Origin of the sequence: Fructobacillus americanaquae, from assembly GCF_024029775.1 — a bacterium.
GTDB lineage: Bacteria > Bacillota > Bacilli > Lactobacillales > Lactobacillaceae > Fructobacillus > Fructobacillus americanaquae.
Genome location: NZ_CP097122.1, coordinates 973,944 through 998,634 on the forward strand (window position 1 = coordinate 973,944; position 24,691 = coordinate 998,634).

Here is a 24,691-nt window from a genome sequence, read left to right on the forward strand (position 1 = left end):
TGACTCAGTTAATTCTAGCTGTTACACTATGTTCCATGAAGTAACTGGTACACATTGTACCACGAAAGGAAATAACGATGGAAGCAGTTCAAACAAACAAGCGAACTTACAATCGAACACTCGTCGTCGTAGTCATGATGATTGCCATGACAGCCGGTGCGTTGATGCAGACATCATTGGGGACGGCCATTCCTTCTCTAATGAAAGCTTTCGACATTAACTTGTCAACAGCACAACAAGCAACGACATGGTTCCTTCTCTTTAATGGGATGATGGTGCCACTGTCAGCTTACTTAGCTAACCGAATTCCGACTAAAGTTTTACACATGATTGCCTACGGATTACTCTTTATTGGGGTCCTGGTAACCATGTGGACACCAGAAAATAGTGGGTCTTGGTGGATTTTCATTATTGGTCGAATTATTTCAGCCATGGCCTTTGGAATTATGATGCCAATGATGCAAATCGTCATCTTGAACATGTATGCCCCCGAAGAGCGAGGCGCAGCCATGGGTGCGATGGGATTAGTCATCGGAATGGCTCCAGCCATTGGGCCAACCTTGTCAGGGTGGATTTTGAAGCAAGATCATACAATTTTAGCCTTCACCTTGTCTGATAGTTGGCGCTCAACTTTCTTAATTCCTTTGATTATCACTGGGATTGCGCTGATTATGACACCATTTTTGATGAAAAATGTTGTGCCAACTAAGAAGGTTAAGCTTGATTTCTTATCATTAATTCTTTCAACAATTGGTTTTGGTCTCTTCTTGTGGGGCTTCACCAATGTTGGCTCACACGGTTGGGGTAATGTGCCAAACGTCCTTGTCCCAGTTTTTGCCGGTGTTTTGCTTATCGTAATCTTTGTTTGGCGTCAGTTGAAATTGTCGAATCCATTTTTGGACGTGAAGGTTTTCTTGACTAAGGACTTCACGATTCCAACTGTTGTTGGAATTTTGGCGATGATGGCCATGTTCGGTGTTGAAATGATGTTGCCAACGTACTTGCAAAACGTGCGTGGCTTGTCAGCATTTGATTCTGGATTAACTTTGCTTTGGGGAGCCTTGTTAATGGGGGTCTTCAGTGCCGTCTCGGGCGCCTTGTATAACAAGGTTGGTGCAAGGGTCTTGGGAATGGTCGGTTTTGCTATTCTTGGTTTGGGAACTTTCCCATTCTTGTTCTTAACTCCTGAAACACCAACGATTATTATTACTGTCTTGTATGGTGTTCGAATGGCCGGAATTGCCATGGCGATGATGCCAATGACAACCAATGCGATGGCCGCTTTGCCTGATGCAAAAGCATCTCATGGAACTGCTGCTAATAACACCTTGCGTCAGGTGGCCAACTCTGTGGTGGTTGCTTTATTGACATCAGTTGTCCAAAACGTAATCAACAACAATACACCAAGTACCCATCTGAAGGTTACAGAACCATTGCGTTACGCAAGCAAGATGTTGGATGCTTCTTTGGATGGTTTCAAGATTGCCTTTATGATTAGTCTTGGTTTCGCCATGTTGGGCTTCATCTTGGCATTCTTTGTTAAGCAAGATAAGAAGGAGGAAGCTTAATCATGATTTTGGTAATTATTCCGCTTTTTGTTATCTTGACTGCTGCTAGCTGGTTTTTGATTCCATCAAAAGTCTTGAAGGCTATTTTTGGAACAATTTTCTCATTGGCAATGATTGCTTCAATCGGTCTGTTGGCTGCTAATATGGACGCTCATTACGGGATGAAGAAGGAAACAACAGTCGCAACAAAGGAAGTTTACTCTGCTGCACCTGCTCAAATGCCTGTTGGCATGGTTGCTGCTAAGAAGATTGGTACTGATGACTATGTATTGGTTTATAAAGACCAAGAAGCGGACAAGGAAGCATCTGCTCACTTTGTTCCTGATACGAGTGACATTGTGAAAGCAGTTAAGCAGTCAGCTACTTATAAGAAGGCTGATATTCAAACTGCTCAAGTCAAGACAACGACGACGAAATGGGTTTACAAGAATGACACTTATAAGTGGTTGTTCAAGCAAAATAAAGAAGATAACTTGGTCAAGGAAGTACACACTTTAGAAGTGCCTACTAGCTGGCAAGTTGTTCTGAAGTAACTAACGCTTAAAGTTAACTTATGCTTAAAATACATTTCTGCTTAATTTATTCTTCTCTCCAAGCACCCGGATTCTGCTTTCCGGGTGCTTTTTCTATTTTGGCATTGATTTCTGTTATAATTGAAATAAAAGTGTAAAGAGGGTGGCTGAAATGCTGACACCATTAATTTATTTATTATTAGCGCTTATCGTCATTGCAATCGTTGCTGTTGCCATTGATAAGCGAAACTTCATTGTTGGGAGTTTATTAATTTTTTCCTTGCTGCTGACTGTCATGGCTTTGTACCTGAAACTGGCTGGCTATGTTTTAGACCAGCAGGTACCAGTGATGAACGTTCTAGTCATTTTATTACCAATTGTGGTTATTGCCTTCCTCATTTTTTTGGTTGGTGTGTAATACTAATATTATTTCCCATAAGGAAGGTCAAAGCTTCACTGCTAAATTAGCGCTCTTTTTGGCTGTAACGATGGGCATTGACTTTTATTTACTTTTTGTAGTTGGAGAAGTCCATGGCCGCTTGCTTTTCTTTGCTTATGTTCTGGGATTGTTAATTTACAATACTTTCTTCCTGTTTTTTCTTAGTTATCTGGGTTATTCACTTTTATATCAAGTTTTGCCTGCCACGAAAAAGGCCGATTACATGATTGTTCTTGGTAGTTATATCCATAATGGCCGAGTAACGCCGTTGCTCCAAAGTCGGGTAGATCAAGCTTTACACTATTATCGCCAGGCCGATGAAGGGCAGAAGCCTAAGTTTGTGGTTTCCGGCGGAAAGGATCTGACGAAAGTACTTCTGAAGCGGATGCCATGCGCAAGTATTTACTTGAAGTTGGTGTACCGACAGAAAAGATTATCTTAGAGGATCAGTCCCGCAATACCTTTGAGAATTTTATGTTTTCTAAGGAGAAAATTTTAGCGGACTGGGAAAAATCAGGCCACACCGGTCAACCGCAGATTCTCTTTGCGACCAGTAATTACCATGTTATGCGGGCCAGCCTTTATTCCAAGCGAATTGGTTTTTCAGCCCAGGGAATCGGCGCACCAACTTCTCTGTACTTTTTGCCGACGGCCTTGATCCGAGAGTACATCGGAATTCTTTCTTATTACCGTCTGATTACCTTTTTGCTTTTGGTCGTTGAAGCCTTTCTTGCTTATTTTCTTGCTTTTTAAAAAAACGATGGTCACTGATGTTTGGTCAGTGGTCATCGTTTTTGATAGTATTACTGCTAATCGGGGCTAGTTCGAATTTGATTTTCTTGCCTGGCATTAATGAAGGGTCGTCAGGTTATAAATAATAAAGGCAAGCCCGATTAGAAAAAGAAAGGCGGCAATTCCAAGCAGTGGGAGCATGCTAACGTCTCCCTTGCGGAAAAGCTTCCAGCCATGAGCAGCCGCAAATAAGATAATTAATAAAGCAAAGGTAACGACGAGTAATCCAACAATGGCCATGATTTTGGCTCCTTTCAACTCTTCAATAAGGAATATTATACCGATTAATAGTTGATTGAAAAAGAGACAATCTGGTCAACCTGTTGTTTTTGACTAGTATTAAAAGTTAGATCGGGCGTTATTAGTTAGCGAATGTGATTCTTTGACCGCGGCGATTGATGAGGGTTTGCTTTTGCTATTTAAAGACTGGTAATTCGCCCAAAAGTTGCACAATGATAATCCAGAGTGGCAAGACTATGGTGGCTGAAATTGTCGAAATCAGTGAGGTATTGGCCGCCAGTAAGCTTTGATGGTTGAAGGCCATGGCGTAGTTGACTGCCACCGTTGCAACAGGGGTCGCCATCATGATGACCATTGTTGCCATTGCCACTTGGTCAACGGGCAAAAGATGGGTGACATTTGCTAAGATGGCGATGGCCGCCATGATGATTGGGACAATGATGACTTTATTAAAGGAATAGTACCAAGCGGTGTGGTTTTTAATGGCATCTGTGAAGGACATCTGAGCCAAGTTTGCCCCAATGGCTAACCAAGCCAGTGGCGATGCTAGACCGGCTAATAGTTTCATCCAGGAAAAAAGCCAAGGGACGGTTACATCGAGGCGGTAGAAGGCCACGTGGCTGGGATTACTTTCACTGTAGCTACTAATTTGAGACATCCAGTTTTGACTAACCCAGAGGATTAGGCCAAGAAAAGTGGCAATGATAATTGGATTAACCAGCATTTTTTTGATGTGCTCGCCGCGTAGCTGTTCGCCAGACATTTTGATGTAGGCGTAGGAGTATAAGAAGACACGATAGCCGATATTAAAAACGGAGGCGTACATAATTCCTTTGGCACCGTAAACAGCGCCCGCGATTGGCATCCCGAAAAAGGTCGTTGATCCAAAAGCAGTTAACACACCTAAAACTTCGCGTTGGTCTTTGCCGTAGCGACCGTATAAAAAGGGCATCGTGACAATCAAGATAACATAAATAATCAAGCCCCAAATCAGAACATCGATACTTTGAACGAGGGTTTGATGGTTCAATGGCGTAAGAAAGGCTGTAAAGGCTAAGAGGGGGAGGGCAACACTCGTGGTAATGCTCGTCAAGGTTTTGACGGCGTCTTGGCTAAGAGTTTGCCGGTTGCGGAGAAAAAAACCTAATAGGATAGTTCCTAGGGTTTCCACAATTGCAGCGATAATCGAATTGTTGGTAAGCGTTTTTTCAAGAGCAGAACTAATCGACATGTATACCTCCCGTTGCCAATTTTTGGCGCCTAATGGTTTATTTATTAGTCTATCATTAAAATTAAATTAGAACAATTCTCTTGTTAGAAAAATTAACTTACAAAGCTGTAACGAAATGAAATAAAAGAAATGGCTAAAAAGATTGTTCGATTATCGAAGTTCTTGTATAATAGTATTATTCTTTATGTGAGACAAAAATAGCCCCAACCAGTAATAGTTGGGGCTTTCTGCTGTCTTCTGCAAAATTAGTTACCGAAGTTAACAGTTGGATTTTCTTGGGCAGAACTGTCTGCGGTGAAGTAGTTGAACTTATGGTGATTGGTTAGAGAAGCCACCAAAGAACTTGGAAATGCTACAACTTTATTATTGTAGTCTTGAACAGCCTTGTTATAAACCTTACGTTCGTAAGTGACACGGTTGTTGACACCTTCTAGTTGGACCATCAAAGTTTGGATTTGGTCAGAGGACTTCAAATCCGGATAGTTTTCGTTAATTGTGGAAACCATCAAATTGAAAGCCTTATCTTGATTTTGCATGGCTGTTGTCTTTTGGTCTTGATCATTGGCATTTGCATAGCTTTGCTTTGCTTGATTGTATTGAGTTCTGGCATCGGCAATCTTACCGTAAATGGCAGATTCCTGTCCCTGGGCTCCCTTAACAGCATTGACCAAATTTGGAATCAAATCGGCGCGGTTTTGCAGCGCGGTTTGAATCCCACCCGTGGCAGCATCAACGTCCTGTTCCTTGCGGGATAAGCCGTTGGCAGAAGAAATAAAGCCACCAATGAGAATGATGAAGACAAGGGCAATGACTGCCGTAATTTGCCAACCACGTTTCTTGTAAAAGGGTGCCTTTTCATTAATAATCGTCATGATTCGTATCCTTTATCGTTGTTTAGCGATGAGCTATTAGAAATATTGTAGCGAGGAATGGGCTTTGAAACAAGAGTGGCTAGTCTTTAAAAATCGGACCCGCCACCACCAAAGTTACCACCACCGCCGGAATCAGAGCCACCACCGAAGTCTGAACCATCAAAATTAGATTCGCCACCAAAGCCATCATAATGGTCATCGTAATAATGCCGCCTTGTACCCGAGAAAAGGTTTGATAGTAGAAATCCACCTAAGAACCAATCCAGACCAGAATGATGGCCGCGTTGGGGCCTATTTGAGGTCTGATTAAAGCGGTTGATATTATTACTATTATCAGTACCATAATAAGATCCTTTGCTGCCATTAAGACGCCGCATCTTGGACCAAACTAAGAAAATAATAAGGAGAAGGATGGTAATTAGACCAAGGGCAATCACTGAACTGGTTGTTGAAGCACTTTGTTTGCCACTTGTTTGGGTGGTTGGGAGTGTCTTTTCAACTTGTAAAAAGAGGTTGCGGATTCCCCGATCAATAGCGTTTGGATCTGAAGACTTTAACTCTTGTTGGTTGGCTTGCAGAAGCTGATAAATTTTGCCATCAGGTAGAACGGATTCAACACCTGTTCCGGTCACCACCCGCACGTTATTTTGACCGTTATTCTTAGCAAAGACAATAATGACACCATTGTCTTGCCCTTTTTTACCAGCGTGCCAGACTGAGCGCATAGTTAAACTGTTAGTGAAGTCGCGAATTGATTGGCCATCGGTATTGTTGATAGTTAAAACCGCTACTTGCGGCTGTTCTTTGGTTTTTTTAAAGGTTTGCTCCTGCTTTAAGATAGCCTGCTTGGTTTGGTCTGAAAGCACATTGGCATGATCAGTCACCACAAAGTTCGAGCTGGGCTCAATTGTGTTTGGGTCTTCTGCTTGAGCCGTTTGAAAGTGGCAACTCAGGAAGAAGAGGGCGAATGCGCTAATGGTGGCTAGCCCGATTTTATTTTTTAGCAAAGCCATCATAAGACCTCCAATTAATGAAACAAAATAGTTGACAAGCGATTAGCGGCTAAAGCCGCCACTGATGTTTTTGGCGCTTTTTGGTGTTAGCTTAGACCCGTCATTTGGATTTTGTAAAACCAGTTCGCGAATCAGGTTAATGACTTCAGGGTTTTCCGGTAGCTTTGAATGGCCAGCGTTATCGCCTGAAACCGTTGTTTGAGTATACTTAGCAACCTGTTTTTGGAAAATATACTTACCAGAAAGCACCGATTGAACAGGGACTGTACCGTCGTCTGTGTAATCTTCTGAACCGGCAACCGAGTAGACGACCAAATCGCTCGGGAGGCTGCTTGCACCAGCAATCATATCTGAAAGCATGGTTGTTTGTCGTGTTGTGGATGTTTCAGAGAAGTTGAAAGGTGTTCCTAAAGTCATCAGCGTCCGAATGTGCAAGTTTGCTGCACTATAGTAATTTTCCAAGTAATCCGTCCAAATCAGCCCACCGTTGGAGTGACCAACAGCTGAGAAATTCCGGAAATGATAGCGGGATTGGAGGTCGGTCATCACCTTAGAGAGCGCCTCAGAATCAGCTTGAATGGTTGGATAATTATCCTGGTTGCGTTCGAAGCCAACAACGATAAATGGTCGACGGTTGGAACCATCAACGTGACCGGAATAAGTCAAACTACCATTATAATTGACCTGAACCTTCAAGACAGAGTGAGTTCCTTTATCACGGTCTTCTGAGTTAATGGTAGCAAAGAGATCATCGAACCGTCTGACAGTGGCACTAGATCCGGGAACAAAGATAACGGGTTCCATCCGCGATTTTTGAATTGCTCGGTCATTTTGGTGCTCAGAAAGCATCCAGACACGACCAAAGAGCGCAATGATAACGGTCAATAGGACTGTTAAGAAGAGCATGAATTTTGTACTTTTAGCCATGCTTAACCTCCTTTTTAACCATGTCCTTGACGAATGGCCAGTAAATCAAAATTGAACCAAGCAAAACAAAGATCGCTAGGATTAATGATCGCCAAGGGGTTTGGCTGGCCATAAAGCCAAGCAGTAAGTGGGGTGTCCCACTGGGAGCGCTAAAGACGGTTGGCCGAACAAAATCGAGCTTAATGGCGACACTAGCCGACAGTGACCCAAAGAGGGAACTCAAAATCATCGGTACCAATGTCAGTGGCCGCAAGAAAAGCGGAATTCCGTAAGCTAAAATGCGATTGTTGTCAAATAGAGCTGGGAGTAGTGACCAGAGGCCAAGTCGCCGGTTCTGTTTACTTTTAGCAAATATAAGAATTAGTGCTAATCCTAGGGTTGCCCCAACACCACCAATCATAGCTGAAGCGGTTAAAACAGAGTAGGGGTTTTGTGGTTGTGGCAATGTGGCCATCACTGATTGGTAAACGGCGTTCAGGTTTGTGTTCACCTGGGCTAAATCTGTGGCGCCGGTGGACAGGTCTAAGGGAATGCTAATACCCAAAACGAACAAGATGGGTGCCAAAACAGCAACCAATGCCAATGAATAATAATGGGCAAAAAAGTCAGATGAAAAGAAGGTAGTATACGTTCCTTGGGTGACAATGTTTGGTATAAATGATGTGCCCACCACGACGAGGATTGAGACAATGGCTGCCCAACTTAGATAGGTAAAACCCATGTCCTGCAACCGGTCTTTCGTGATTTTGGTTAACCCCAAGTAAGTGAGGTTGATCAGATAGGTGATGAGTAAACACAGGCCGAGATGAATGGTTAGCTGTCCCTGGCTGAAACCAGACGAGAAAGTTTGGATTAAGACTAGGCCAAAGTTAACGGTCACCGGCAGGATGGGGTCGCGTTTTTCAGAAAGTTTTTCTGTTAAATACTTTTTTGTCCAAAGCGCAACTGTAAAGGCCACCACGAGGTAGTCCAAAACGTTACTGATTCCTTGGGAAATCAGTGGATTGTTAAAAAAGTGAATTTTATAATGGAAAATTGTGGCGAACAGGGCGCCAGGGTCTAAGAATAATCGAGTAATCAAACGCCAATAAACATCAATAATCACCAAAGGAATTACTAGTTTGAATGAAGAAAAAAGATTTTTGATAGGTGAAAGACCTACCCAAGCCCGATCCCATCTTTGAACCCTTGCTAGGATCTTTGCAAACATGTAACAGTGCCTCCAAACTAACCCCAAAATTTGGGGTGGTATTACAAGAAAAAGTATTGTGCTATAATAGTAAAAGTGTTTTACTAGGTACCACTGGTAATATGCCAATAATTATAACACTAACCGAACAATTTTGGGGGCGTCACGCGATGTTCAAGCGTTTTCTGAGCAAGCCCTGGGTGACATTTGTTGTCAAAACCCTGGCTTATTTTTTAATCATTTTAGCCTTGATTTATCTATATGGCTATTCCGGCGTTACCGGGGGCCACTTCATTTATAACGAATTCTAAAATAAAGAGGAAGCGACAAATGATTGATAACATTTACAAAAATATCGATGCCTATGCAGTGGAAAATCCTGATGCGATTGCCTACGACGGGTTGGGCCATACCTATACTTATGGCGATTTGAAGTCCTACTCTGACTCATTGGCGGCCTACTTAGATGAGCAAAACTTGCCTGAGAAGTCACCAATTATGGTTTTTGGTGGACATCAGTTCGAAATGGTAGCTGCCTTCTTAGCTGCTGTAAAATCAGGCCACGCCTATGCACCGGTTGACAAGGATTCTGCCAAGGACCGGATTGAAAATATCTTGGAAATTGGTCAACCTTCAGCAGTGATTGCTTTGGATGAATTGCCATTGCCAATCGAATCTGTCCCTGTTTTCCAGGGTGAAAAATTGCAAGCGGCTTTCACTGCTAAGAAGTCATATGACTTAACTCACCCAGTTTTGGGCGATGATAATTACTACATTATTTTTACTTCAGGTACGACTGGTAAGCCAAAGGGTGTTCAGATTTCACATAAGAACGCCTTATCTTACTTGAACTGGCTCTTCTCTGATGAATTTGATTTACACCATGGAGACAATGTCTTGACTCAGACACCGTTCTCATTTGACGTTTCTGTTATGTCATGGGGAGGCTCACTGTTGATGGGTGGCGTTATGAAGCCATTGTCAAAGGAAATTGCCGATGACTTTAAGCAACTCTTTACTGTTTTGCCAGAAATGGACTTGGATTTGTGGGTTTCAACACCTTCATTTGCCAACGTTGCCTTGTTGAGTCCTGATTTTAAGCAAGAAAATTACCCCCGCTTGAAGAAATTCTTGTTCTGTGGTGAAGTTTTGACAGCAACAACTTCCAAGAAATTGCGCGAACGTTTCCCGGATGCCCGAATTTTTAATACTTATGGTCCAACGGAAGCAACCGTTGCCGTATCAGCAATTGAAATCACGGACGAAGTTTTGGCCAAGTATGACAAGTTGCCAATCGGGTACATGCAACCTGAAATGAAGGCAACCATCATGGATCAGGATGGAACGGTCTTGCCAGTTAATGAATCGGGTGAAATCGTTTTGTCTGGTACAGCTGTTTCAAAGGGTTACTTGAATAACCCCGAAAAGACCAAGGCTGCTTTCTTAACGGTCGACGGTCAACCGGGTTATAAGACTGGTGACTTGGGTTACATGGACAAAGACGGCCTCTTGCATTACAAGGGTCGTGTGGATTTCCAAATCAAGTTGCATGGCTTCCGAATCGAATTGGAAGAAGTTGCCCAGCACTTTTTGAAGTCTCAGTGGGTTGAACAGGCGGCTGCCGTTCCTCGCTACGACGCAGATGGTGAAGTTAAGCAGTTGTTGGCCATTGTTGTCCCAAAGAAGAACGATTTTGAAAAGCCAATGGATTTGACTAACGCTATTAAGGCAGACCTAAAGGACATCATCATGCCATACATGATGCCATCGCGGTTTATCTACCGCGATGCCATGCCTTTGACACCAAATGGTAAGGTAAACTTGAAGGGCTTGATTGCTGAGGTGAATGGCAATGCCTAATCTACAACCCTATGCCGATCCGACCTACTTCTTTTACCTCTTAGTGGCTTTGGTGCCACTTGCAATTGGACTTTACTTTGGTAAGCGCATTGTCTGGTATGAGATTTTGGTCTCTTTGGCTTTTATCTTTTTAATTTTCGATACTGGTCACTATGTCAACCAGGGAATTGCGATACTGGTATATAGTATCTGGCAGTTCTGTCTTGTATCTTTTTATTCGGCTTATCGCAAGACGAAGAATGCTAACTGGGTTTTCTACCTAATGGTGGCATTGTCAATCTTGCCGATTACATTAGTGCGTTTCGGCGCCATTGGTGTTTTCAAGCCTGAATTCACTCTGCTTGGTTTCTTAGGAATTTCTTATTTGACTTTCCGCTCAACAGGGATGATTATTGAGACGCGGGATGGTGCCATTAAAGAGTTTAAGCCAATTATGTTTTTGCGCTTTATGCTCTTTATGCCAACCCTGTCATCAGGTCCAATTGATCGCTACACGCGCTTTGCCGGCGATGCTGGATCAGTACCTGAAAGAACAGACTATATTGACATGTTGGGCTATGCAGTTAAGTCTTATTTCTTAGGCTTCGTCTACAAGTTCATCTTGTCTTATTACTTTGGTCAAATTGTTTATCCATTCTTTCAAGGTTTGGCAATGGGCGATAATCATCATGGCTTTTCCTGGTGGTTAATTGGTGTGGCCTATTCTTATGGTATGTATTTGTTCTTTGACTTTGCGGGTTATTCTCGCTTTGCCATCGCTACATCATATGTCATGGGGATTAAATCACCAATAAACTTTAACCAACCTTACCGGTCTCATAACATCAAGGACTTTTGGAATCGTTGGCATATGTCGTTGTCATTTTGGTTCCGAGACTTCGTCTTCATGCGCTTCTCCTTCATGGTGATGCGTAAGAAGTGGATTAAAAACCGGACTACTGTTTCAAACGTTGGCTATTTGGTCAACATGATGGTCATGGGCCTTTGGCACGGATTGACATGGTATTATATCGTTTATGCTTTGTTGCATGGAACAGGAATGATTGTCAACGATGCCTGGTTACGCTTTAAAAAGAAGCACCGTGATCAAATCCCACATAACAAATTCACGGAAGTGTTTGCCATCTTCTTGACCTTCAACTTCGTGATGTTAACATTCTTGGTATTCTGTGGATTCTTAGATAAGTTCTGGTTCCACCACTAATAGAGGAGAAATATAATGGACGTAAAAGCAGGCGTATTAGAAGTTTTGAACAATATCATTGGCGAAGACTTGTCTTCACAAATGGACGAAAACTTATTTGATTCAGGGTTGTTGGATTCAATGGCTACTGTTGAATTGTTGTTGGACTTGGAAAACAAGTTTGGTATTCAAGCACCTGTTTCAGAATTTAATCGCGAAGACTGGGACACAGCAAACAAGATTATTGCTAAAGTAGAATCATTGTTGGGATAAAACCTCATGACTAACAAGAAAAAATTGTGGCAGATCTTTGGCCCGGTGCTTGCAGCACTGGCACTTATCGGCCTGGTCTTTTTTCTGCCATTCCCGCTGAATCATTATAGTCAGCAGTACTTGAGGGAAGCTTCTGTGTCTTTCTCAAGCCAAATCGTTAAAGGGGAAGCGGTTAAAGACGCTGCCTTTAGTGACAAAAAAGTAAATTATATTCCTTTCTTTGGTTCATCAGAATTATCTCGCTTCGATTCTTTACATCCATCTGTTTTGGCTGAAAAGTATAACCGCTCTTACCGACCATTTATGCTTGGTAAGGCGGGATCTGAATCAATGGTTCAGTTTTTGAATATGCAAGAGATGCCAAAGGGGTTGGACCACAAGAAGGCAGTTTTTGTGATTTCGCCACAGTGGTTTACCAAGACGGGCTCAACGGATGCGTTTTCAATTTTCTATTCACCACTACAAGTGGTGGATTGGTTGCTGAACATGGATCAGCCGAGCCAAACCGACCAGTTTATGGCCCAAGCTTTGTTGAAGCAGTCTTTGGTGCGTGATAAGCCGATGTTTAATCGGATGCTGCATAACGTGGAAGATGGTCAGGGACCAAGTTCAGCCGATAAATCAGCTTTGCGCTTCCAGCACAAGATTTTGTCACGACAGGATGCCTTGTTCTCAAACTTTGAAACAAGCCATAACTACAAGAATGAAGTGATGAAGTATGCTAAGGACTTGCCGAGCCAGTATCAAGAGCAGGCCTTGAACCAAATTGGTTTCGAACAGGGTGAAAAGAACACTGGTTCGAACCGCTTTAGGATTAAGAACTCGTTCTATCGTACTCGTGTTTGGGCTGACCAGAAGATGCTTAAGGATGCTCAGGTTCACTATGACTACCGTCAATCAGTTGAATATGCATACTTGCAAGCTGTTTTGGAAAACTTTGCCAAGAACCATACGGATGTCGAATTTGTCATTACACCAGTTAACCAACGTTGGGTTGCTTACACAGGTTTGTCTGATAAGATGTACTACCAGGCGGTTGATAAGATTAAGTATCAGTTGCAAAGCCAAGGCTTTAACAACATTGCTGATCTGTCACACCGTGGTGGGGAAGACTTCTTCATGCAGGATACGATTCACATTGGTTGGCGTGGTTGGCTGGCATTGGACCAGTACTTGAATCCATTCTTGTCTGGTAAGTACCAGGATAATGATTACAAGATCAACAACAACTTCTTGTCAAAGGAATGGCAGAACTTTAAGCCACAAGATCAAGAGCTACAAACCTTTTCATAAAAAGTTAGAGGATTGACACATTCTGTGTTGATTCTCTTTTTTTTTGATAAAATGAAGGTATGATTATCGGAATCGGAAACGACATGGAGTCCATTAGCCGAATTGAAGGCGTATTGTCTAGACGACCAAACTTCTTGTCGACAATCTTAACGCCGGCCGAACAGGAGGCAGTTCAAAAACGGACGGGCAAGCACTACTTAGAGTTTGTTGCGGGCCGCTTTTCAGCCAAGGAAGCTTATGCTAAGGCATTAGGGACTGGAATTGGTCGCGATGTGTCTTGGCAGGATATTTCAATCCTGAATGCCAAATCAGGTCGACCAGTTATGAAGGTTGTGGGACAAAAAAATCGGATTGAGGTCGCCATTACCCATAGTGGTGATTATGTCAATACGGTTGTTACGATTGAAAGAGCTAGCTGGTTACAACGCTTCGCGGCTCGTTTTATTGGTAGAAAAGAGAATTAGACATGAATGATGATCCATTTTCTAGGCGAGGAGCGGCACTCTTCGTTTCAGCAGCAGCGCTGGTTCATAATGCTAAAACAATTATGACCCATGCAAAAGCCAAGCGCTTAATTGCTGTTATTAAGGCAAATGCCTATGGCCACGGTGCCAAATGGGCAGCAACAGTTTTGGCGGGGCAAGCAGACGTTCATGACTTTGCTGTAGCAACGGTTGATGAAGGGTTAGATGTCCGCCAGGTTTTGCCGGAAAGAAGGGACCAAATTGTCCTACTTGGCGTCCAAAACGTAAATTTGGTAACGGTGATGGCTGAAAACTATCTGGCGCCAGCAGTTGGCAACCTGGATTGGTTATTAGCTGCAAGAGATCTCTTACAAGCTAGTGATAGTCCACTACCACCTTTACGAGTCCACCTGGCTATCGATACCGGTATGGGGCGAATGGGTGCTAAGACGAAGGCAGAGTTGTCATCGATGTATCAGTTTGTTATGGGGGAGGACGCCTTTGAATTGGCTGGGGTTTTCACGCACTTTGCAACGGCAGATGATCAAAATCAGGCTTACTATGACCAGCAGAAAGCTGACTTTTTAGCTCAGGTCACAGCCCTAGATATCGATCCCAAGTACTGGCACGTTGCTAACACAGGTTCAGCACTCTTCCATTTTGATGAAATTCCAACCGAAACGATTCGCGTTGGTTCGGCCCTGTATGGCTATAATCCGGCCTATCCATCCAAAAAAACCGACCTACCATTGCAACCAGTGGCGACTTTTAAAGCTAGAATTTGGGGTGTCCATCAGCTTTTGGCTGGTGAGGCGGTTTCCTATGGTGCAACCTATGTAGCACACGAGAATCAATGGGTTGGCACAGTGCCGCTTGGTTATGCCGATGGCTATCATCGAACTTTTTCGGGTATGACCGTTTTGATCAACGGCCGAAAAGAACGAGTCCTTGGCCGGGTCACGATGGATCAAATGATTGTTTCATTGAGCAAGCCTGTTCCAATTAATACGGATGTCATTTTATTTGGACAAGATGGCCAAGAAAAAATCAGTATCGAAGAACTGGCCGAATATGGTCAAAGTATCCCACATGAAGTACTAACTGGAATTGGGTCACGAATTCCACGTGTCATCGAAGATAAATAAGCGTGACCAAGCATATAGGCAGTGACAAAATAGGGCAAAGCGCCCATACATAAGAGGATAGACATGACAGCAGATTATGAAAACGTTCGCCGTGGCGATGTTTTTTATGCCGATTTAAAGCAGGGAATCGGCTCCGAACAGTCCGGCTTGCGCCCAGTTTTAGTGGTGCAAAATGATATGGGCAATATGAACGCTCCAACGACCATTGTAGTGGCGATTACTTCCAAGATAGCCAAGCCCAAGTTGCCGACACATATTTCATTGCCGGCGGCGATTAGCGGTATTAAACGGGATTCCATTATTTTGGCCGAGCAAATCAGAACCATCGATAAGCATCGTTTGCGCGACCGCATTGCACATATTGACCAGCAAGATGGCTTAATGAAGGCAGTGGCAAAGGCATTGAAAATTAGTATTGGCTTGGCCTAAAATTTAGGTTGCGGCCCTTCAGCGGGTGAACCATTGTTAACGGTGATGATTGCTGGGCTAGTTTAATTAGGGCTAGTCTGTTGATCTAGGAAACCCTCATTGCCAAGCATGGTAAGGCTTTTTTAATATGACCTTAATCTGTTGTTGTTAAAGTAACATTACTGATAAGACATTTTAACGGGCACACTGCCCCAAAGGAGAAGGACTGATGGCCAAAGCAATTAAAATCCTGTTAATTGAAGATGATAAAAATCTGGCCGATAATATTGTCGGCTTTTTGGAAGACTTTGCCGATGTCACGGCGGTGACGGATGGCCAAGATGGTGAATATGAGGGGAAAGAAGTCCCTTACGATCTGATTATATCTGATTTGATGTTACCAGGTGAAAATGGTCTGGAGATTATCAAGAATCTTCGGGATGACAAAGTGGATACGCCTGTTCTAATTTTAACGGCGAAAGCATCTCTGGATGATAAAATTGAAGGTTTCAACGTAGGTGCCGATGACTATTTGACTAAGCCCTTCCACCGCGAAGAATTATTGGTTCGAGTAAAGGCACTCCTACGCCGAACGGGTGTCTATTCCGAAGATAACATGATTACAGTCGGAGAACTAACGATTAACTTAGAAAATCGTGGCGTTCAGGTTCACGGTCAAAGTGTCAAATTAGTCGGCAAGGAATTTGATATTTTGACCTATTTGGGTCAAAACAAGAATATCATCGTGACCCGGGACCAAATTTTTGATCGTGTTTGGGGCATCGATTCTGATACCACGATTAACGTGGTCAATATTTACTTGAATAACCTGCGCCGAAAACTTGAGGCAGTTGGCCAGGGCGGGCTAATTAAGACGCTCCGAAACATTGGTTTTATTCTCGAGGTGCCGGATGCCAAGACTGATTAATCGCAAACAGCAAATTGATAATTTTTCAACGTTGGCCCTGGGTCTGATGGTCATTTTTGGCTTTTTGGCCGGGGTGATTTTTTGGGTTTATACCTTCACGATTTATGATAGCTCTGACAAGGTTATTAACCAATATGTGGAGTACTATCAACGCAATAACTGGTTGGATGAAGGAGCCTCAGCGAAGCAAAAGATGCTGACAGCTGATTCTATGCGTCATATGCCAGAAGATTTTCGTGGAAACTTTCTGTACTATGATGAAAAGGGGAAGGAAATTGAAAATCAGACAAATAATAATGGTTCCAAGAATGTCTTAACAAGACGTTTTGGTCTGCAGTTTGATACTAGTGATTTAAATTTGGCCCCCAGAACAGTTCATGTTAATAAGACTTATTTGAGAATTCAGGCTGTTAAATTTAAACCGAATATGGTCTTAGTGCCAGATGGCCAGGGTCTGAAATCGGCGACCTATGGCTATGTCTTTGTTGATGTCACGGATACTGTTTTGAATTTGAAAAAATTCCAGGACGTGATGGTTTGGTCATTTGTTTCGGCCTTTATCTTTGCGTTGTTCTTTGCCTTCTTTATTGCCCGGCAAAGTATGAAGCCAATCTTAAAGGCTTGGGATCAGCAACAAGACTTCGTTAATAATGCTGCCCATGAATTGCGGACACCGATGTCAGTCATTCAAGGAAAGCTAGAAACGATGCTAACCAAGCCGGATAACACGATTCGTCAGCAGTCCGAAGCCATTATTCTTTCGCTATCGGAAGTCAGGCGGTTGAATTCCTTGACCAATAACATGTTAACCTTGGCTAAAACTGGGTCAAACATGACCAAAATTGAAAAGGAAAAAACCGATGTCGGTCAGTTCTTGCAGCAAATTTTGTCGCCTTACATTGAAATGGGGGAAATATCGGACAAAAAGGTGGTTATCCACAATGCTGTTCGTCAGGAAGTCGATATTGATCAAAAACGGATTCACCAATTATTGGTACTGCTAATGGATAACGCGCTAAAGTATTCGGATGAAGGAGCAACCGTGACGGTTTCGGCTGCGATTGAGAAAAAACGTTTAACACTTTCGGTTGCCGACACTGGCCGCGGCATTTCAGCTGACGCGAAAAAGCATATCTTTGACCGTTTTTACCGTGAGGATAAAACTGGTAATCGTGAAACTGGTGGCACTGGTTTAGGCCTATCCATTGCAGAATGGATAGTCGCTGCCCATAATGGTAAGATAACTGTGAGCGACAATCAACCAAAGGGGACAATTTTTAAGGTGACTCTCTCACTTTAAGTGTGGTCTAAAGATAAGAAAATTTTGAAAGGAAAGCTGCCGGATGATTCGTAAAAGAGTACATGCTTTTACCACTATGATAGTGGCTGCCTTTGTAATCGGTGGATTGCTGGTGTTGTTTAGTTCCTCACCAGGATCTTGGTATCAAAGTCAGTTGGCACAAGCCACCCATACGAATGCCGCTGGGACGGCCACAGTGGCAAAGACTGCCTATAAGAGCAAAGATCAGGCAACTAGTGCCTACAATAAGGTTAAAGATGCCGTTGTTACGGTGCAGAATTTACAAAAATCAGCTTCGCTAGGCGATGGAGTATCAGCCTTTGATGATCAAACAAAGGATAAGCAGCAGACCGATTACGAGACGGCTGCCCAGGGATCAGGTGTTGTTGTGAAGATTGGAAAAGATACTGCCGATATCGTGACGAATAACCATGTGATTGAAGGTTCAGCGGCCATCCAGGTCGTGGATGCCAACGGTCAAAAGGCCGAAGCAACTGTTATTAAAAGAGATACGTCCAAGGATTTAGCCTTGATTCGCGTGAAATCGACCGCCTTTAAGCAAGTTGCCAAGCTAGCGGATAGCTCATCTTTGAAGTCCGGTCAACAGGTGCTGGCGCTTGGTTCGCCATTGGGAGCGGCCTATGCCTCCACGATGACCAAGGGCATTATTTCCTCACCAAACCGGACGCTAGCAATTTCACAGACTAATAATCAAAACGTTCAAGTTATCCAAACGGATGCAGCCATTAACCCTGGTAATTCAGGTGGGGCCTTGATTAATTTGGCTGGGGAGGTCGTTGGCATTAGTTCAGCTAAGATTTCGGCTGGCGCTGCTGATACCAATATTGAAGGAATGGGCTTTGCTATTCCGGCTAATACGGTGGCCGCTTTTATTAAATAAAAACTGCCTCATACAGTTTGCATGGGACAGTAGTGAAAAGTAATTAAAAAGAAAAACCAAGCCAAGCGGCTTGGTTTTTTGTTAGAATGAAGTTGACTTATTGAAGGGTTCCTTCATACCAGTCAGTTACTTGCTTTGGTGTTAGGCGTTCTCCATGACCGATTTGGTCAACTTTCTTGCCATCAATAAAGAGGACAAAAGAAGGAATGCCACGCAAACCATAGCTTGTTGCTAGGTCTAAATTGTCATCGCGATCGGCGTCAATCCAACCAGCTGTCTTAGAAACTTCATCCTTAATTCCTTGAACGAAAGGTTTGATGACCTTGCAGTCCCCACACCAGTCAGCCGATAAGAACATGAGCTGCCGACCGGGTTGATCGATAAAAGTTTGAATTTCTTCGTTTGTGTGTTTTTCAGGTTGGTACATGGGATTGACCTCCGTTACTTTTTATCCATTATACCATGAAAATTAGAATTTATAAAATTGGCCTAGTTGTAATTAGGTTGTTATTTGAAAGTAGAATAAGGAAAACAAATGCAGTCCATAACTGATTTCTACCAAGACCAGCGAGAACCGGTTATTTCACAGGAATTAACCATTAAAAATGTACTGAGAAGTGCCTGCGCCCGCGATCGGGCTCAGTATTTTAGCCTAGCCAACCAAGGCCAAACAGGCCATGATTGGCAGACCCTGTTGAAGACAGCAGCGAAAATTCAACTAACAACGAAAAAACCGGTGATGGTTCATGTTCGGGCTAAAGATATTCAGCCCAGTCAAGTGGAATCAACCTTTAATCTTCTTCAAGACCTTGGGTTAAACAATTTTTTGCTGGTGACTGGGGATAAAAAACGGATAGCAACGGATTTTCATCAGCTCAAGATTTGCTCTTGGCGGTTCATCAAAACAATTTAGCAGGGCTCAGTTTGGCGACGACCCTCGATGTCAACCAAGTCAATACCCATGGCGTTGCCTGGGTGGTTAACCAGGCCTTGACTAAGGAAAGGAATGGGGCGAAAATTTTGATTAGTCAGATTTTCTTTAACGTTGATAACTTTTTGGCAGTTCAAGAGGGCTTGAAGATGGCCGGAGCGAATTTGATTTTGGTGGCGGGTGTCCTTCATTACCCTAGTCAAAATCAGCTTGACTGGGTTCAACGGGTCTTACGTCTGACTGTCTCTAATGATTGGCGAAAAAATCCTGATTTGGCCAGTGCACGTTTAGTTGCGGATTTAACAGACGGCCAAGCAGCGGGTATCCACTATTTTGCTAACTTTTAAGGGATGACAATGGCTTTTTGGCGACGAAAAATTCGAATATCCGAAAAAAAGACGTTGATTGGCTATTTTTCTTCCGCATTACAAGGTACAATGGTTTGATTACAATGATTTGGAGACAACCATGTTTAGAAACGTGAAGCGGTTTGTAATTGGCAAACCGCTGAAAACATTAGAAGCGTCCGACCAGGCTTTATCAAAGTCCAAGGCCTTGGCCCTTTTATCATCTGATGCCCTTTCATCCGTTGCCTATGGGACGGAATCGATTACGGCTGTCTTACTGGCGGGTGGAGCAGTGGCTCTTTGGTTACAATTACCGATTGCACTCTTAATTTTGCTACTCTTAGCAGCCATCGTTTTGTCTTACCGACAAATTATTCATGCTTATCCAAACGGAGGTGGCGCGTATACGGTTGCCAGTAAGAATTGGGGGCCCAAGGTTGGTCTAGTGGCCGGGGGCTCATTGTTAGTTGACTATATGTTAACGGTTGCGGTATCTGCATCGGCAGCGGCTGATGCGATGACGGCTGCGATTCCAGGCCTGTTGCCTTTTGCCGTTCCACTTTCATTGGTGATTATCCTGATTTTAACGGCTTTAAACCTGCGTGGTTTGCGTGAATCGGCTAATTTTTTGCTGCTGCCGGTTTACTTCTTTATCGTGATTATGGCCGTGACAGTAGCTTATGGCCTCTTTCAGGCCGCAACCGGAGCGATTGCCTACCATGCTGCCGCAAAAATCGGTACGGATTTTTCGGCTTTATCGCTCATCTTCTTTTTACGTGCCTTTTCATCTGGTTCCTCTTCGTTAACAGGGGTGGAAGCCATCTCGAATGCAGTGCCAAACTTTAAGGCCCCCAAGGAAAAGCATGCCGCTACCACCTTGACGATGATGGCTTTAATTTTGGCCAGTTTCTTTTTGGGTATTACTTTTTTGTCTTACTGGTATGGTATTGTGCCAAACAGTCACTCGACGGTTTTGTCGCAAATTGCTGCCATTACCTATGGGGGGCATGGTCTGGGCTTTTATCTGGTCCAATTAGCAACAACGCTGATTTTAGCGGTGGCCGCTAATACGGGCTTTTCGGCCTTTCCTGTTCTGGCCGTGAACTTGGCCAAGGATAAGTATCTCCCGCATCTCTTTATGGATCAGGGTGATCGATTGGGCTATTCCAATGGTATTTTGTCACTATCGTTTGGCGCCATGATTTTGACCGTGATTTTCCATGGATCGACGGACGCCTTGATTCCACTATATGCAGTTGGCGTTTTTGTTCCGTTTACGCTGTCTCAGTCGGGCATGATTATCCATTGGTGGCGGTTGAAACCCAAGTTCTGGTGGGGGAAGGCGGCCATTAATTTCCTTGGCGCCTTTATGTCGGCTGCCTTGGTCCTTGTCTTGTTTGCTACCCGACTAACACATGTTTGGCCGTACTTGATTATCATGCCAGCGGTCTTGACCGTGTTCTTCAAAATTAAGAAGCACTACGATGCCGTTTCAAAACAATTGCGCTTGCAATACCTGGATCAAAACGAGCAAAAGCACCCAGAATATTCCGGCTCGACAGCGATCGTCCTGGTCTCGAACTTAACCCAGGTAACGGCTGAGGCCATCGACTACGCGCAATCCATCGCGACTAAGGTGGTGGCCATGCACGTTTCCTTTGATATTAATCCGGCTAAGGAAGAAAAGATTGCCAAGCAGTTTACAGCTAATTTTCCAGATGTCCGTTACGTCGACGTGCACTCTTCTTACCGATCGATTGTTAAACCAGTGGTTGGTTTTGTGACCAAGGTTTCCCATCAATCTGAAAAGATTAACCATTCCGTAACGGTCATTATTCCCCAGTTCGTGCCGAAGAAGCCTTGGCAAAATATTTTGCATAACCAGTCCTCGTTGCGACTGCGAGCAGCCTTATCGGCAATGGATAATATCTCTATTTCGACCTATTATTACCATCTTTCGGAATAACAATCAGTCAGCCAATCATCTTTAGGATTGGTTCAAAAAAAGCCTCCAAATTGTTTTGGAGGCTTTTTTGTTACCTATTTTTAGAAAGTTTCGGCAGGAACTTGATCCAACTTGGCTTGCCAATCAACGTCTGGATATTTGCGAGATAGGGCAGTCGCTAAGACGCGTTTGGCTAAGTTACCATTGCGGGTGAAGATTGGGCCGTGGAAGTAAGAACCATAAACGTTATGATAAATCACGCCTTCGGTCTGATCCATGCCGTTATTGCCTTGGCCAGTTGTGACCGTGCCTAAGGCTTTTTCACCTTGGCCCAAGAATGTTCGACCTTGATGGTTTTCAAAGCCGTGGTATTCTTCGCCAGTTTCGTTATTTTTGATGACAATGTCACCAGTTAACCGTTTACCCTTCAGGGTTTTAACCTGGTTGTCCGTCATATTGGTAGTGTAGTGATCCATGACCCCGATACCATCAACTTTGGTGCCATCAGCCATTTCCATATAATGACCGAGGAGTTGGAAACCACCGCAGACAGCTAGAAGTGGACCATCGTTTTCGATGTATTCCTTTAGTCCGTCGGCCTTCAATTTCAAATCATTGGCTACGACAGTTTCTTCGTAGTCTTGGCCACCGCCAAAGAGGACAAAGTCGTAAGCTTTTGGATCGAAGTCATCATCGAGGGAAACCAGCTGGTCATCAACATCGACGCCAATTTGCTTAGCATAGTAACGCAGGGCAATAATGTTGCCGTAGTCACCATAAGTGTTCATTAAATCACCATAGAGGTGGGCTAGTTTGAGTGTATAGTCAGCCATTAATATTCCTCCTGAATGTAACCATGGTTTTTTAAGACGGCCCGAATTTGGAGCATGGCCGTGTAGGTCGCGGCCAAATAAACTTTTTTAGTTGGCGCTTGGTCGATTGCGGTTAGGATTTCTTCCGTCTTTTGGTAGGTGCCATCGAGGTCAAAACCGGCCATCTTCAAGCGAACAGTGACGTCTTGATAACGTTCACCGCCGGTTGATAGAGCGGCTAATTTTGAATCATGGAGACGTTCAAATTCAGCGTCCCAAATCCAAGAAGTATCGATTCCGTCAGCATAATTCGCATTGAGGAGTGTAATCAAGGTGAAAGGATCTTTTTCCGTCTCCATCATATCGATCACGGAGTTTGTACCGACGGGATTTTTGATGAGCAGAATTGTGACATCTTTGCCAGCGACATCAAGTGATTCTTGGCGGCCAAAGACCTGCTTATCTTCTTCAAAAGCTTTCTTGATATCAGTAGGACTGACATCAAAGGTTCGACCAACAGCGTAGGCAGCCAGCGCATTATAGATGTTATAGAGGCCGCCAATGGCAATTTTGTAAGGTGTGCCATCGAGGTCAAAAGCAGAAGACTTTGGCGTTAGCTCATTTAATGATGTCACAGCATAATCGAGCTTAGGTCGCTTGAAACTGTCGGTTGTTGAAAAATAACGGCCGAGGTTTGCGTAAGTAATGAAGTTATAATGAAGAACGGAGTTGTCCGTTGGGGAGAGAATACCATCTGTGTTTGTTGGCGCCGTTAAGTCTTTAAAATCAGTTTCTTTCACATTGTCAAAGCCATAGTAAATCCGCTGATTTGAGTAAGAACCACGAGCGAAGATGGGCGAATCAGCATTGGTAATCACCGTTGCATTTGGAGCTTGGTTAATACCGGCGATGATCTTATCGTAAGTGGAATAAATTTCACCATAGCGGTCAAGTTGGTCGCGGAAAAGATTAGTTAAAACAAAGTATTTTGGTTCAATGGCCTTTGCCAGTGACAAGACGTTGGCCTCATCAACTTCCAAAACGGCAACAGGCTTTTTTCCATTCGGTGATGGCTTAACTTTTGTAGTTAGAAGCGTACCAACGATTCCCTGGACCATGTTGGATCCGGATGGGTTAGTCACCACTGTGTAACCGCCGGCCCGTAAAACCCGAGTAATTAAAGCGGTTGTCAATGTTTTTCCGTTTGTTCCCGTGACAATGACCAGGTCGAATTCTTTTTCAATGGTCTGTAAAACTTCTGGATCAATCTTAACGGCTAGCTTGCCGGGCAAAGAAGTGCCACCGCGCTTTAAGATGTTGCGGAGCAAAAAATGACTACTTTTGGCCGTAAATTTGGCTAACTGACTTTTTACTGACATAAAAAAGTCCCCCTTTTTCTAAATTCTTATTTTACCATGCGTCTTGCGAATTTTCCCTAAAATGGTCTAGGCAGTCGAGTTATGGTTAAAAAATTGCTATAATGGATTAATAGAATAGATAAAACGAGTGAGGCGAAAACGTGGCACAACTGTACTTTGAATATGGGGCGATGGGCTCTGGCAAATCGATTGAAATTTTGAAAGTTGCTCATAATTATGAATCGCAGGATAAAGAGGTTTTGTTGCTAACCCCCTTAGTAGATGACCGCGATGGGATTGGTGTGATTGCCTCACGAATTGGTTTGAAACGGCCAGCAACGGTTGTCGACGAGAATGAAAACCTTTATGAAATGATTCAGGACCGTCAAAACGCAAAGTTGGCAGCTGTCTTAGTTGATGAAGCTCAATTTTTAACGGCCAACCAGGTTGATCAATTAGCCTATGTGGTGGATGATTTGGGTTTGCCCGTGATGGCCTTTGGCCTGAAGCAAGATGCCTTTAACCACCTGTTTGAAGGTTCACGCCGTTTATTGGAAATTGCCGACAAGCTCGAAGAAATGAAGACAATTTGCTCGTTTTGCGGTAAAAAGGCAACGACTCAGCTACGAATTGCCAATGGCCAACCGCAGTATTCTGGTAACCAGGTGCAAATCGGGGGGGATGAATCCTACTTGCCAACCTGCCGCAAGCATTGGTACCATCCAGTTTTAGAAATGATTCCAAAGAATTAAGGAGACAC

Annotated in this window: 29 protein-coding genes; 20 read left to right on the plus strand and 9 right to left on the minus strand. The window is 43.6% G+C overall.

Going from position 1 to position 24,691, the window contains the following annotated elements; genetic code table 11:
• The first annotated feature begins 77 nt into the window (after positions 1 to 77).
• From M3M36_RS04755 to M3M36_RS04775, 5 genes are all read left to right on the plus strand, one after another.
• On the plus strand, positions 78 to 1,568 hold the full coding sequence (locus tag M3M36_RS04755; RefSeq protein ID WP_252773460.1) for an MDR family MFS transporter: 1,491 nt from the start codon (positions 78 to 80) through the stop codon (positions 1,566 to 1,568).
• Between the two features lie 2 nt (positions 1,569 to 1,570).
• Complete coding sequence (locus M3M36_RS04760; RefSeq protein WP_252773461.1) at positions 1,571 to 2,101, plus strand: DUF4811 domain-containing protein; 531 nt, start codon at positions 1,571 to 1,573, stop codon at positions 2,099 to 2,101.
• 151 nt (positions 2,102 to 2,252) lie between these two features.
• The gene (locus tag M3M36_RS04765) at positions 2,253 to 2,498 is read left to right on the plus strand and encodes a hypothetical protein (protein ID WP_252773462.1); all 246 of its coding nucleotides are present in this window, start codon (positions 2,253 to 2,255) and stop codon (positions 2,496 to 2,498) included.
• A complete protein-coding gene (locus M3M36_RS04770; RefSeq protein WP_252773463.1) occupies positions 2,491 to 2,961 on the plus strand; it encodes a YdcF family protein in 471 nt (156 codons plus the stop codon). The genes M3M36_RS04765 and M3M36_RS04770 overlap by 8 nt, the downstream gene beginning before the upstream one ends.
• Positions 2,910 to 3,272 (plus strand): YdcF family protein, encoded by a 363-nt coding sequence (locus tag M3M36_RS04775; RefSeq protein ID WP_252773464.1) that lies wholly within the window; start codon positions 2,910 to 2,912, stop codon positions 3,270 to 3,272. Before M3M36_RS04770 ends, M3M36_RS04775 begins: the two co-directional genes overlap by 52 nt.
• 96 nt (positions 3,273 to 3,368) lie before the next feature.
• Here M3M36_RS04775 and M3M36_RS04780 read toward each other — a convergent pair whose 3' ends face one another.
• The 6 genes from M3M36_RS04780 to M3M36_RS04805 all read right to left on the minus strand — a co-directional run bounded on the left by M3M36_RS04780 (position 3,369) and on the right by M3M36_RS04805 (position 8,804).
• Positions 3,369 to 3,551: a hypothetical protein gene (locus M3M36_RS04780; RefSeq protein ID WP_252773465.1), complete on the minus strand. Its 183-nt coding sequence runs from the start codon at positions 3,549 to 3,551 to the stop codon at positions 3,369 to 3,371.
• A gap of 175 nt (positions 3,552 to 3,726) precedes the next feature.
• Entirely contained in the window at positions 3,727 to 4,782 is a 1,056-nt protein-coding gene (locus M3M36_RS04785) for an AEC family transporter (protein WP_252773466.1), read from the minus strand.
• Positions 4,783 to 5,027: 245 nt separating this feature from the next.
• Positions 5,028 to 5,654: a LemA family protein gene (locus M3M36_RS04790; protein WP_252773467.1), complete on the minus strand. Its 627-nt coding sequence runs from the start codon at positions 5,652 to 5,654 to the stop codon at positions 5,028 to 5,030.
• A gap of 86 nt (positions 5,655 to 5,740) precedes the next feature.
• Positions 5,741 to 6,670 (minus strand): TPM domain-containing protein, encoded by a 930-nt coding sequence (locus M3M36_RS04795; protein WP_252773468.1) that lies wholly within the window; start codon positions 6,668 to 6,670, stop codon positions 5,741 to 5,743.
• Positions 6,671 to 6,709: 39 nt separating this feature from the next.
• Complete coding sequence (locus tag M3M36_RS04800) at positions 6,710 to 7,594, minus strand: alpha/beta hydrolase (RefSeq protein ID WP_252773469.1); 885 nt, start codon at positions 7,592 to 7,594, stop codon at positions 6,710 to 6,712.
• Positions 7,587 to 8,804, minus strand: a complete 1,218-nt coding sequence (locus M3M36_RS04805) for a PTS transporter subunit EIIC (RefSeq protein ID WP_252773470.1) — start codon at positions 8,802 to 8,804, stop codon at positions 7,587 to 7,589. The genes M3M36_RS04800 and M3M36_RS04805 overlap by 8 nt, the downstream gene beginning before the upstream one ends.
• 149 nt (positions 8,805 to 8,953) lie before the next feature.
• Between M3M36_RS04805 and M3M36_RS04810 the strand changes: the two genes are divergently transcribed.
• The 11 genes from M3M36_RS04810 to M3M36_RS04860 all read left to right on the plus strand — a co-directional run bounded on the left by M3M36_RS04810 (position 8,954) and on the right by M3M36_RS04860 (position 18,538).
• Positions 8,954 to 9,094 (plus strand): teichoic acid D-Ala incorporation-associated protein DltX, encoded by a 141-nt coding sequence (locus M3M36_RS04810; protein WP_252773471.1) that lies wholly within the window; start codon positions 8,954 to 8,956, stop codon positions 9,092 to 9,094.
• A 19-nt stretch (positions 9,095 to 9,113) separates the two neighbouring features.
• A complete protein-coding gene (gene dltA, locus M3M36_RS04815) occupies positions 9,114 to 10,643 on the plus strand; it encodes a D-alanine--poly(phosphoribitol) ligase subunit DltA (protein WP_252773472.1) in 1,530 nt (509 codons plus the stop codon).
• The gene (gene dltB / locus M3M36_RS04820) at positions 10,636 to 11,847 is read left to right on the plus strand and encodes a D-alanyl-lipoteichoic acid biosynthesis protein DltB (protein ID WP_252773473.1); all 1,212 of its coding nucleotides are present in this window, start codon (positions 10,636 to 10,638) and stop codon (positions 11,845 to 11,847) included. Before dltA ends, dltB begins: the two co-directional genes overlap by 8 nt.
• 15 nt (positions 11,848 to 11,862) lie before the next feature.
• Complete coding sequence (gene dltC / locus M3M36_RS04825; protein ID WP_047974650.1) at positions 11,863 to 12,099, plus strand: D-alanine--poly(phosphoribitol) ligase subunit DltC; 237 nt, start codon at positions 11,863 to 11,865, stop codon at positions 12,097 to 12,099.
• A 6-nt stretch (positions 12,100 to 12,105) separates the two neighbouring features.
• The gene (gene dltD, locus M3M36_RS04830) at positions 12,106 to 13,392 is read left to right on the plus strand and encodes a D-alanyl-lipoteichoic acid biosynthesis protein DltD (RefSeq protein ID WP_252773474.1); all 1,287 of its coding nucleotides are present in this window, start codon (positions 12,106 to 12,108) and stop codon (positions 13,390 to 13,392) included.
• 59 nt (positions 13,393 to 13,451) lie between these two features.
• Positions 13,452 to 13,856 carry a holo-ACP synthase gene (gene acpS, locus M3M36_RS04835; protein ID WP_252773475.1) on the plus strand — a complete coding sequence of 135 codons (405 nt, stop codon included), beginning with the start codon at positions 13,452 to 13,454 and terminating at the stop codon, positions 13,854 to 13,856.
• Between the two features lie 2 nt (positions 13,857 to 13,858).
• Positions 13,859 to 15,001 (plus strand): alanine racemase, encoded by a 1,143-nt coding sequence (gene alr, locus M3M36_RS04840; RefSeq protein WP_252773476.1) that lies wholly within the window; start codon positions 13,859 to 13,861, stop codon positions 14,999 to 15,001.
• Between the two features lie 63 nt (positions 15,002 to 15,064).
• On the plus strand, positions 15,065 to 15,430 hold the full coding sequence (locus tag M3M36_RS04845; protein ID WP_252773477.1) for a type II toxin-antitoxin system PemK/MazF family toxin: 366 nt from the start codon (positions 15,065 to 15,067) through the stop codon (positions 15,428 to 15,430).
• Positions 15,431 to 15,638: 208 nt separating this feature from the next.
• Positions 15,639 to 16,337: a response regulator transcription factor gene (locus M3M36_RS04850; RefSeq protein WP_252773478.1), complete on the plus strand. Its 699-nt coding sequence runs from the start codon at positions 15,639 to 15,641 to the stop codon at positions 16,335 to 16,337.
• Complete coding sequence (locus tag M3M36_RS04855) at positions 16,321 to 17,637, plus strand: sensor histidine kinase (protein WP_252773479.1); 1,317 nt, start codon at positions 16,321 to 16,323, stop codon at positions 17,635 to 17,637. The genes M3M36_RS04850 and M3M36_RS04855 overlap by 17 nt, the downstream gene beginning before the upstream one ends.
• Positions 17,638 to 17,680: 43 nt before the next feature.
• Positions 17,681 to 18,538, plus strand: coding sequence for a S1C family serine protease (locus M3M36_RS04860; protein WP_252773480.1), 858 nt, complete (start codon positions 17,681 to 17,683; stop codon positions 18,536 to 18,538).
• 97 nt (positions 18,539 to 18,635) lie between these two features.
• On the opposite strand, the gene M3M36_RS04865 is transcribed toward M3M36_RS04860, so the two are convergent.
• On the minus strand, positions 18,636 to 18,965 hold the full coding sequence (locus M3M36_RS04865) for a thioredoxin family protein (protein WP_252773481.1): 330 nt from the start codon (positions 18,963 to 18,965) through the stop codon (positions 18,636 to 18,638).
• Between the two features lie 108 nt (positions 18,966 to 19,073).
• Here M3M36_RS04865 and M3M36_RS04870 point away from each other — a divergent pair, with 108 nt between their 5' ends.
• The 3 genes from M3M36_RS04870 to M3M36_RS04880 all read left to right on the plus strand — a co-directional run bounded on the left by M3M36_RS04870 (position 19,074) and on the right by M3M36_RS04880 (position 21,782).
• On the plus strand, positions 19,074 to 19,451 hold the full coding sequence (locus M3M36_RS04870) for a hypothetical protein (protein ID WP_252773482.1): 378 nt from the start codon (positions 19,074 to 19,076) through the stop codon (positions 19,449 to 19,451).
• Entirely contained in the window at positions 19,427 to 19,816 is a 390-nt protein-coding gene (locus tag M3M36_RS04875) for a methylenetetrahydrofolate reductase (RefSeq protein ID WP_252773483.1), read from the plus strand. The genes M3M36_RS04870 and M3M36_RS04875 overlap by 25 nt, the downstream gene beginning before the upstream one ends.
• Before the next feature lie 121 nt (positions 19,817 to 19,937).
• Entirely contained in the window at positions 19,938 to 21,782 is a 1,845-nt protein-coding gene (locus M3M36_RS04880) for an APC family permease (RefSeq protein WP_252773484.1), read from the plus strand.
• Between the two features lie 80 nt (positions 21,783 to 21,862).
• On the opposite strand, the gene M3M36_RS04885 is transcribed toward M3M36_RS04880, so the two are convergent.
• A complete protein-coding gene (locus M3M36_RS04885) occupies positions 21,863 to 22,594 on the minus strand; it encodes a type 1 glutamine amidotransferase (protein ID WP_252773485.1) in 732 nt (243 codons plus the stop codon).
• Positions 22,594 to 23,952 (minus strand): Mur ligase family protein, encoded by a 1,359-nt coding sequence (locus M3M36_RS04890; protein ID WP_252773486.1) that lies wholly within the window; start codon positions 23,950 to 23,952, stop codon positions 22,594 to 22,596. Before M3M36_RS04890 ends, M3M36_RS04885 begins: the two co-directional genes overlap by 1 nt.
• A gap of 140 nt (positions 23,953 to 24,092) precedes the next feature.
• Between M3M36_RS04890 and M3M36_RS04895 the strand changes: the two genes are divergently transcribed.
• Positions 24,093 to 24,683 carry a thymidine kinase gene (locus M3M36_RS04895; RefSeq protein WP_252773487.1) on the plus strand — a complete coding sequence of 197 codons (591 nt, stop codon included), beginning with the start codon at positions 24,093 to 24,095 and terminating at the stop codon, positions 24,681 to 24,683.
• Positions 24,684 to 24,691: the final 8 nt, after the last annotated feature.

Coding starts and splice junctions, on each gene's coding strand:
- M3M36_RS04790 (WP_252773467.1), bottom strand. CDS start 5,654: ATGACGATTATTAATGAAAAGGCACCCTTTTACAAGAAACGTGGTTGG.
- M3M36_RS04775 (WP_252773464.1), top strand. CDS start 2,910: ATGCGCAAGTATTTACTTGAAGTTGGTGTACCGACAGAAAAGATTATC.
- M3M36_RS04800 (WP_252773469.1), bottom strand. CDS start 7,594: ATGGCTAAAAGTACAAAATTCATGCTCTTCTTAACAGTCCTATTGACC.
- acpS (WP_252773475.1), top strand. CDS start 13,452: ATGATTATCGGAATCGGAAACGACATGGAGTCCATTAGCCGAATTGAA.
- M3M36_RS04865 (WP_252773481.1), bottom strand. CDS start 18,965: ATGTACCAACCTGAAAAACACACAAACGAAGAAATTCAAACTTTTATC.
- M3M36_RS04890 (WP_252773486.1), bottom strand. CDS start 23,952: ATGTCAGTAAAAAGTCAGTTAGCCAAATTTACGGCCAAAAGTAGTCAT.
- M3M36_RS04805 (WP_252773470.1), bottom strand. CDS start 8,804: ATGTTTGCAAAGATCCTAGCAAGGGTTCAAAGATGGGATCGGGCTTGG.
- M3M36_RS04780 (WP_252773465.1), bottom strand. CDS start 3,551: ATGGCCATTGTTGGATTACTCGTCGTTACCTTTGCTTTATTAATTATC.
- M3M36_RS04850 (WP_252773478.1), top strand. CDS start 15,639: ATGGCCAAAGCAATTAAAATCCTGTTAATTGAAGATGATAAAAATCTG.
- dltB (WP_252773473.1), top strand. CDS start 10,636: ATGCCTAATCTACAACCCTATGCCGATCCGACCTACTTCTTTTACCTC.
- M3M36_RS04765 (WP_252773462.1), top strand. CDS start 2,253: ATGCTGACACCATTAATTTATTTATTATTAGCGCTTATCGTCATTGCA.
- alr (WP_252773476.1), top strand. CDS start 13,859: ATGAATGATGATCCATTTTCTAGGCGAGGAGCGGCACTCTTCGTTTCA.
- M3M36_RS04785 (WP_252773466.1), bottom strand. CDS start 4,782: ATGTCGATTAGTTCTGCTCTTGAAAAAACGCTTACCAACAATTCGATT.
- M3M36_RS04860 (WP_252773480.1), top strand. CDS start 17,681: ATGATTCGTAAAAGAGTACATGCTTTTACCACTATGATAGTGGCTGCC.
- M3M36_RS04845 (WP_252773477.1), top strand. CDS start 15,065: ATGACAGCAGATTATGAAAACGTTCGCCGTGGCGATGTTTTTTATGCC.
- M3M36_RS04810 (WP_252773471.1), top strand. CDS start 8,954: ATGTTCAAGCGTTTTCTGAGCAAGCCCTGGGTGACATTTGTTGTCAAA.
- M3M36_RS04855 (WP_252773479.1), top strand. CDS start 16,321: ATGCCAAGACTGATTAATCGCAAACAGCAAATTGATAATTTTTCAACG.
- M3M36_RS04870 (WP_252773482.1), top strand. CDS start 19,074: ATGCAGTCCATAACTGATTTCTACCAAGACCAGCGAGAACCGGTTATT.
- M3M36_RS04760 (WP_252773461.1), top strand. CDS start 1,571: ATGATTTTGGTAATTATTCCGCTTTTTGTTATCTTGACTGCTGCTAGC.
- dltD (WP_252773474.1), top strand. CDS start 12,106: ATGACTAACAAGAAAAAATTGTGGCAGATCTTTGGCCCGGTGCTTGCA.
- dltA (WP_252773472.1), top strand. CDS start 9,114: ATGATTGATAACATTTACAAAAATATCGATGCCTATGCAGTGGAAAAT.
- M3M36_RS04755 (WP_252773460.1), top strand. CDS start 78: ATGGAAGCAGTTCAAACAAACAAGCGAACTTACAATCGAACACTCGTC.
- M3M36_RS04795 (WP_252773468.1), bottom strand. CDS start 6,670: ATGATGGCTTTGCTAAAAAATAAAATCGGGCTAGCCACCATTAGCGCA.
- M3M36_RS04885 (WP_252773485.1), bottom strand. CDS start 22,594: ATGGCTGACTATACACTCAAACTAGCCCACCTCTATGGTGATTTAATG.
- dltC (WP_047974650.1), top strand. CDS start 11,863: ATGGACGTAAAAGCAGGCGTATTAGAAGTTTTGAACAATATCATTGGC.
- M3M36_RS04880 (WP_252773484.1), top strand. CDS start 19,938: ATGTTTAGAAACGTGAAGCGGTTTGTAATTGGCAAACCGCTGAAAACA.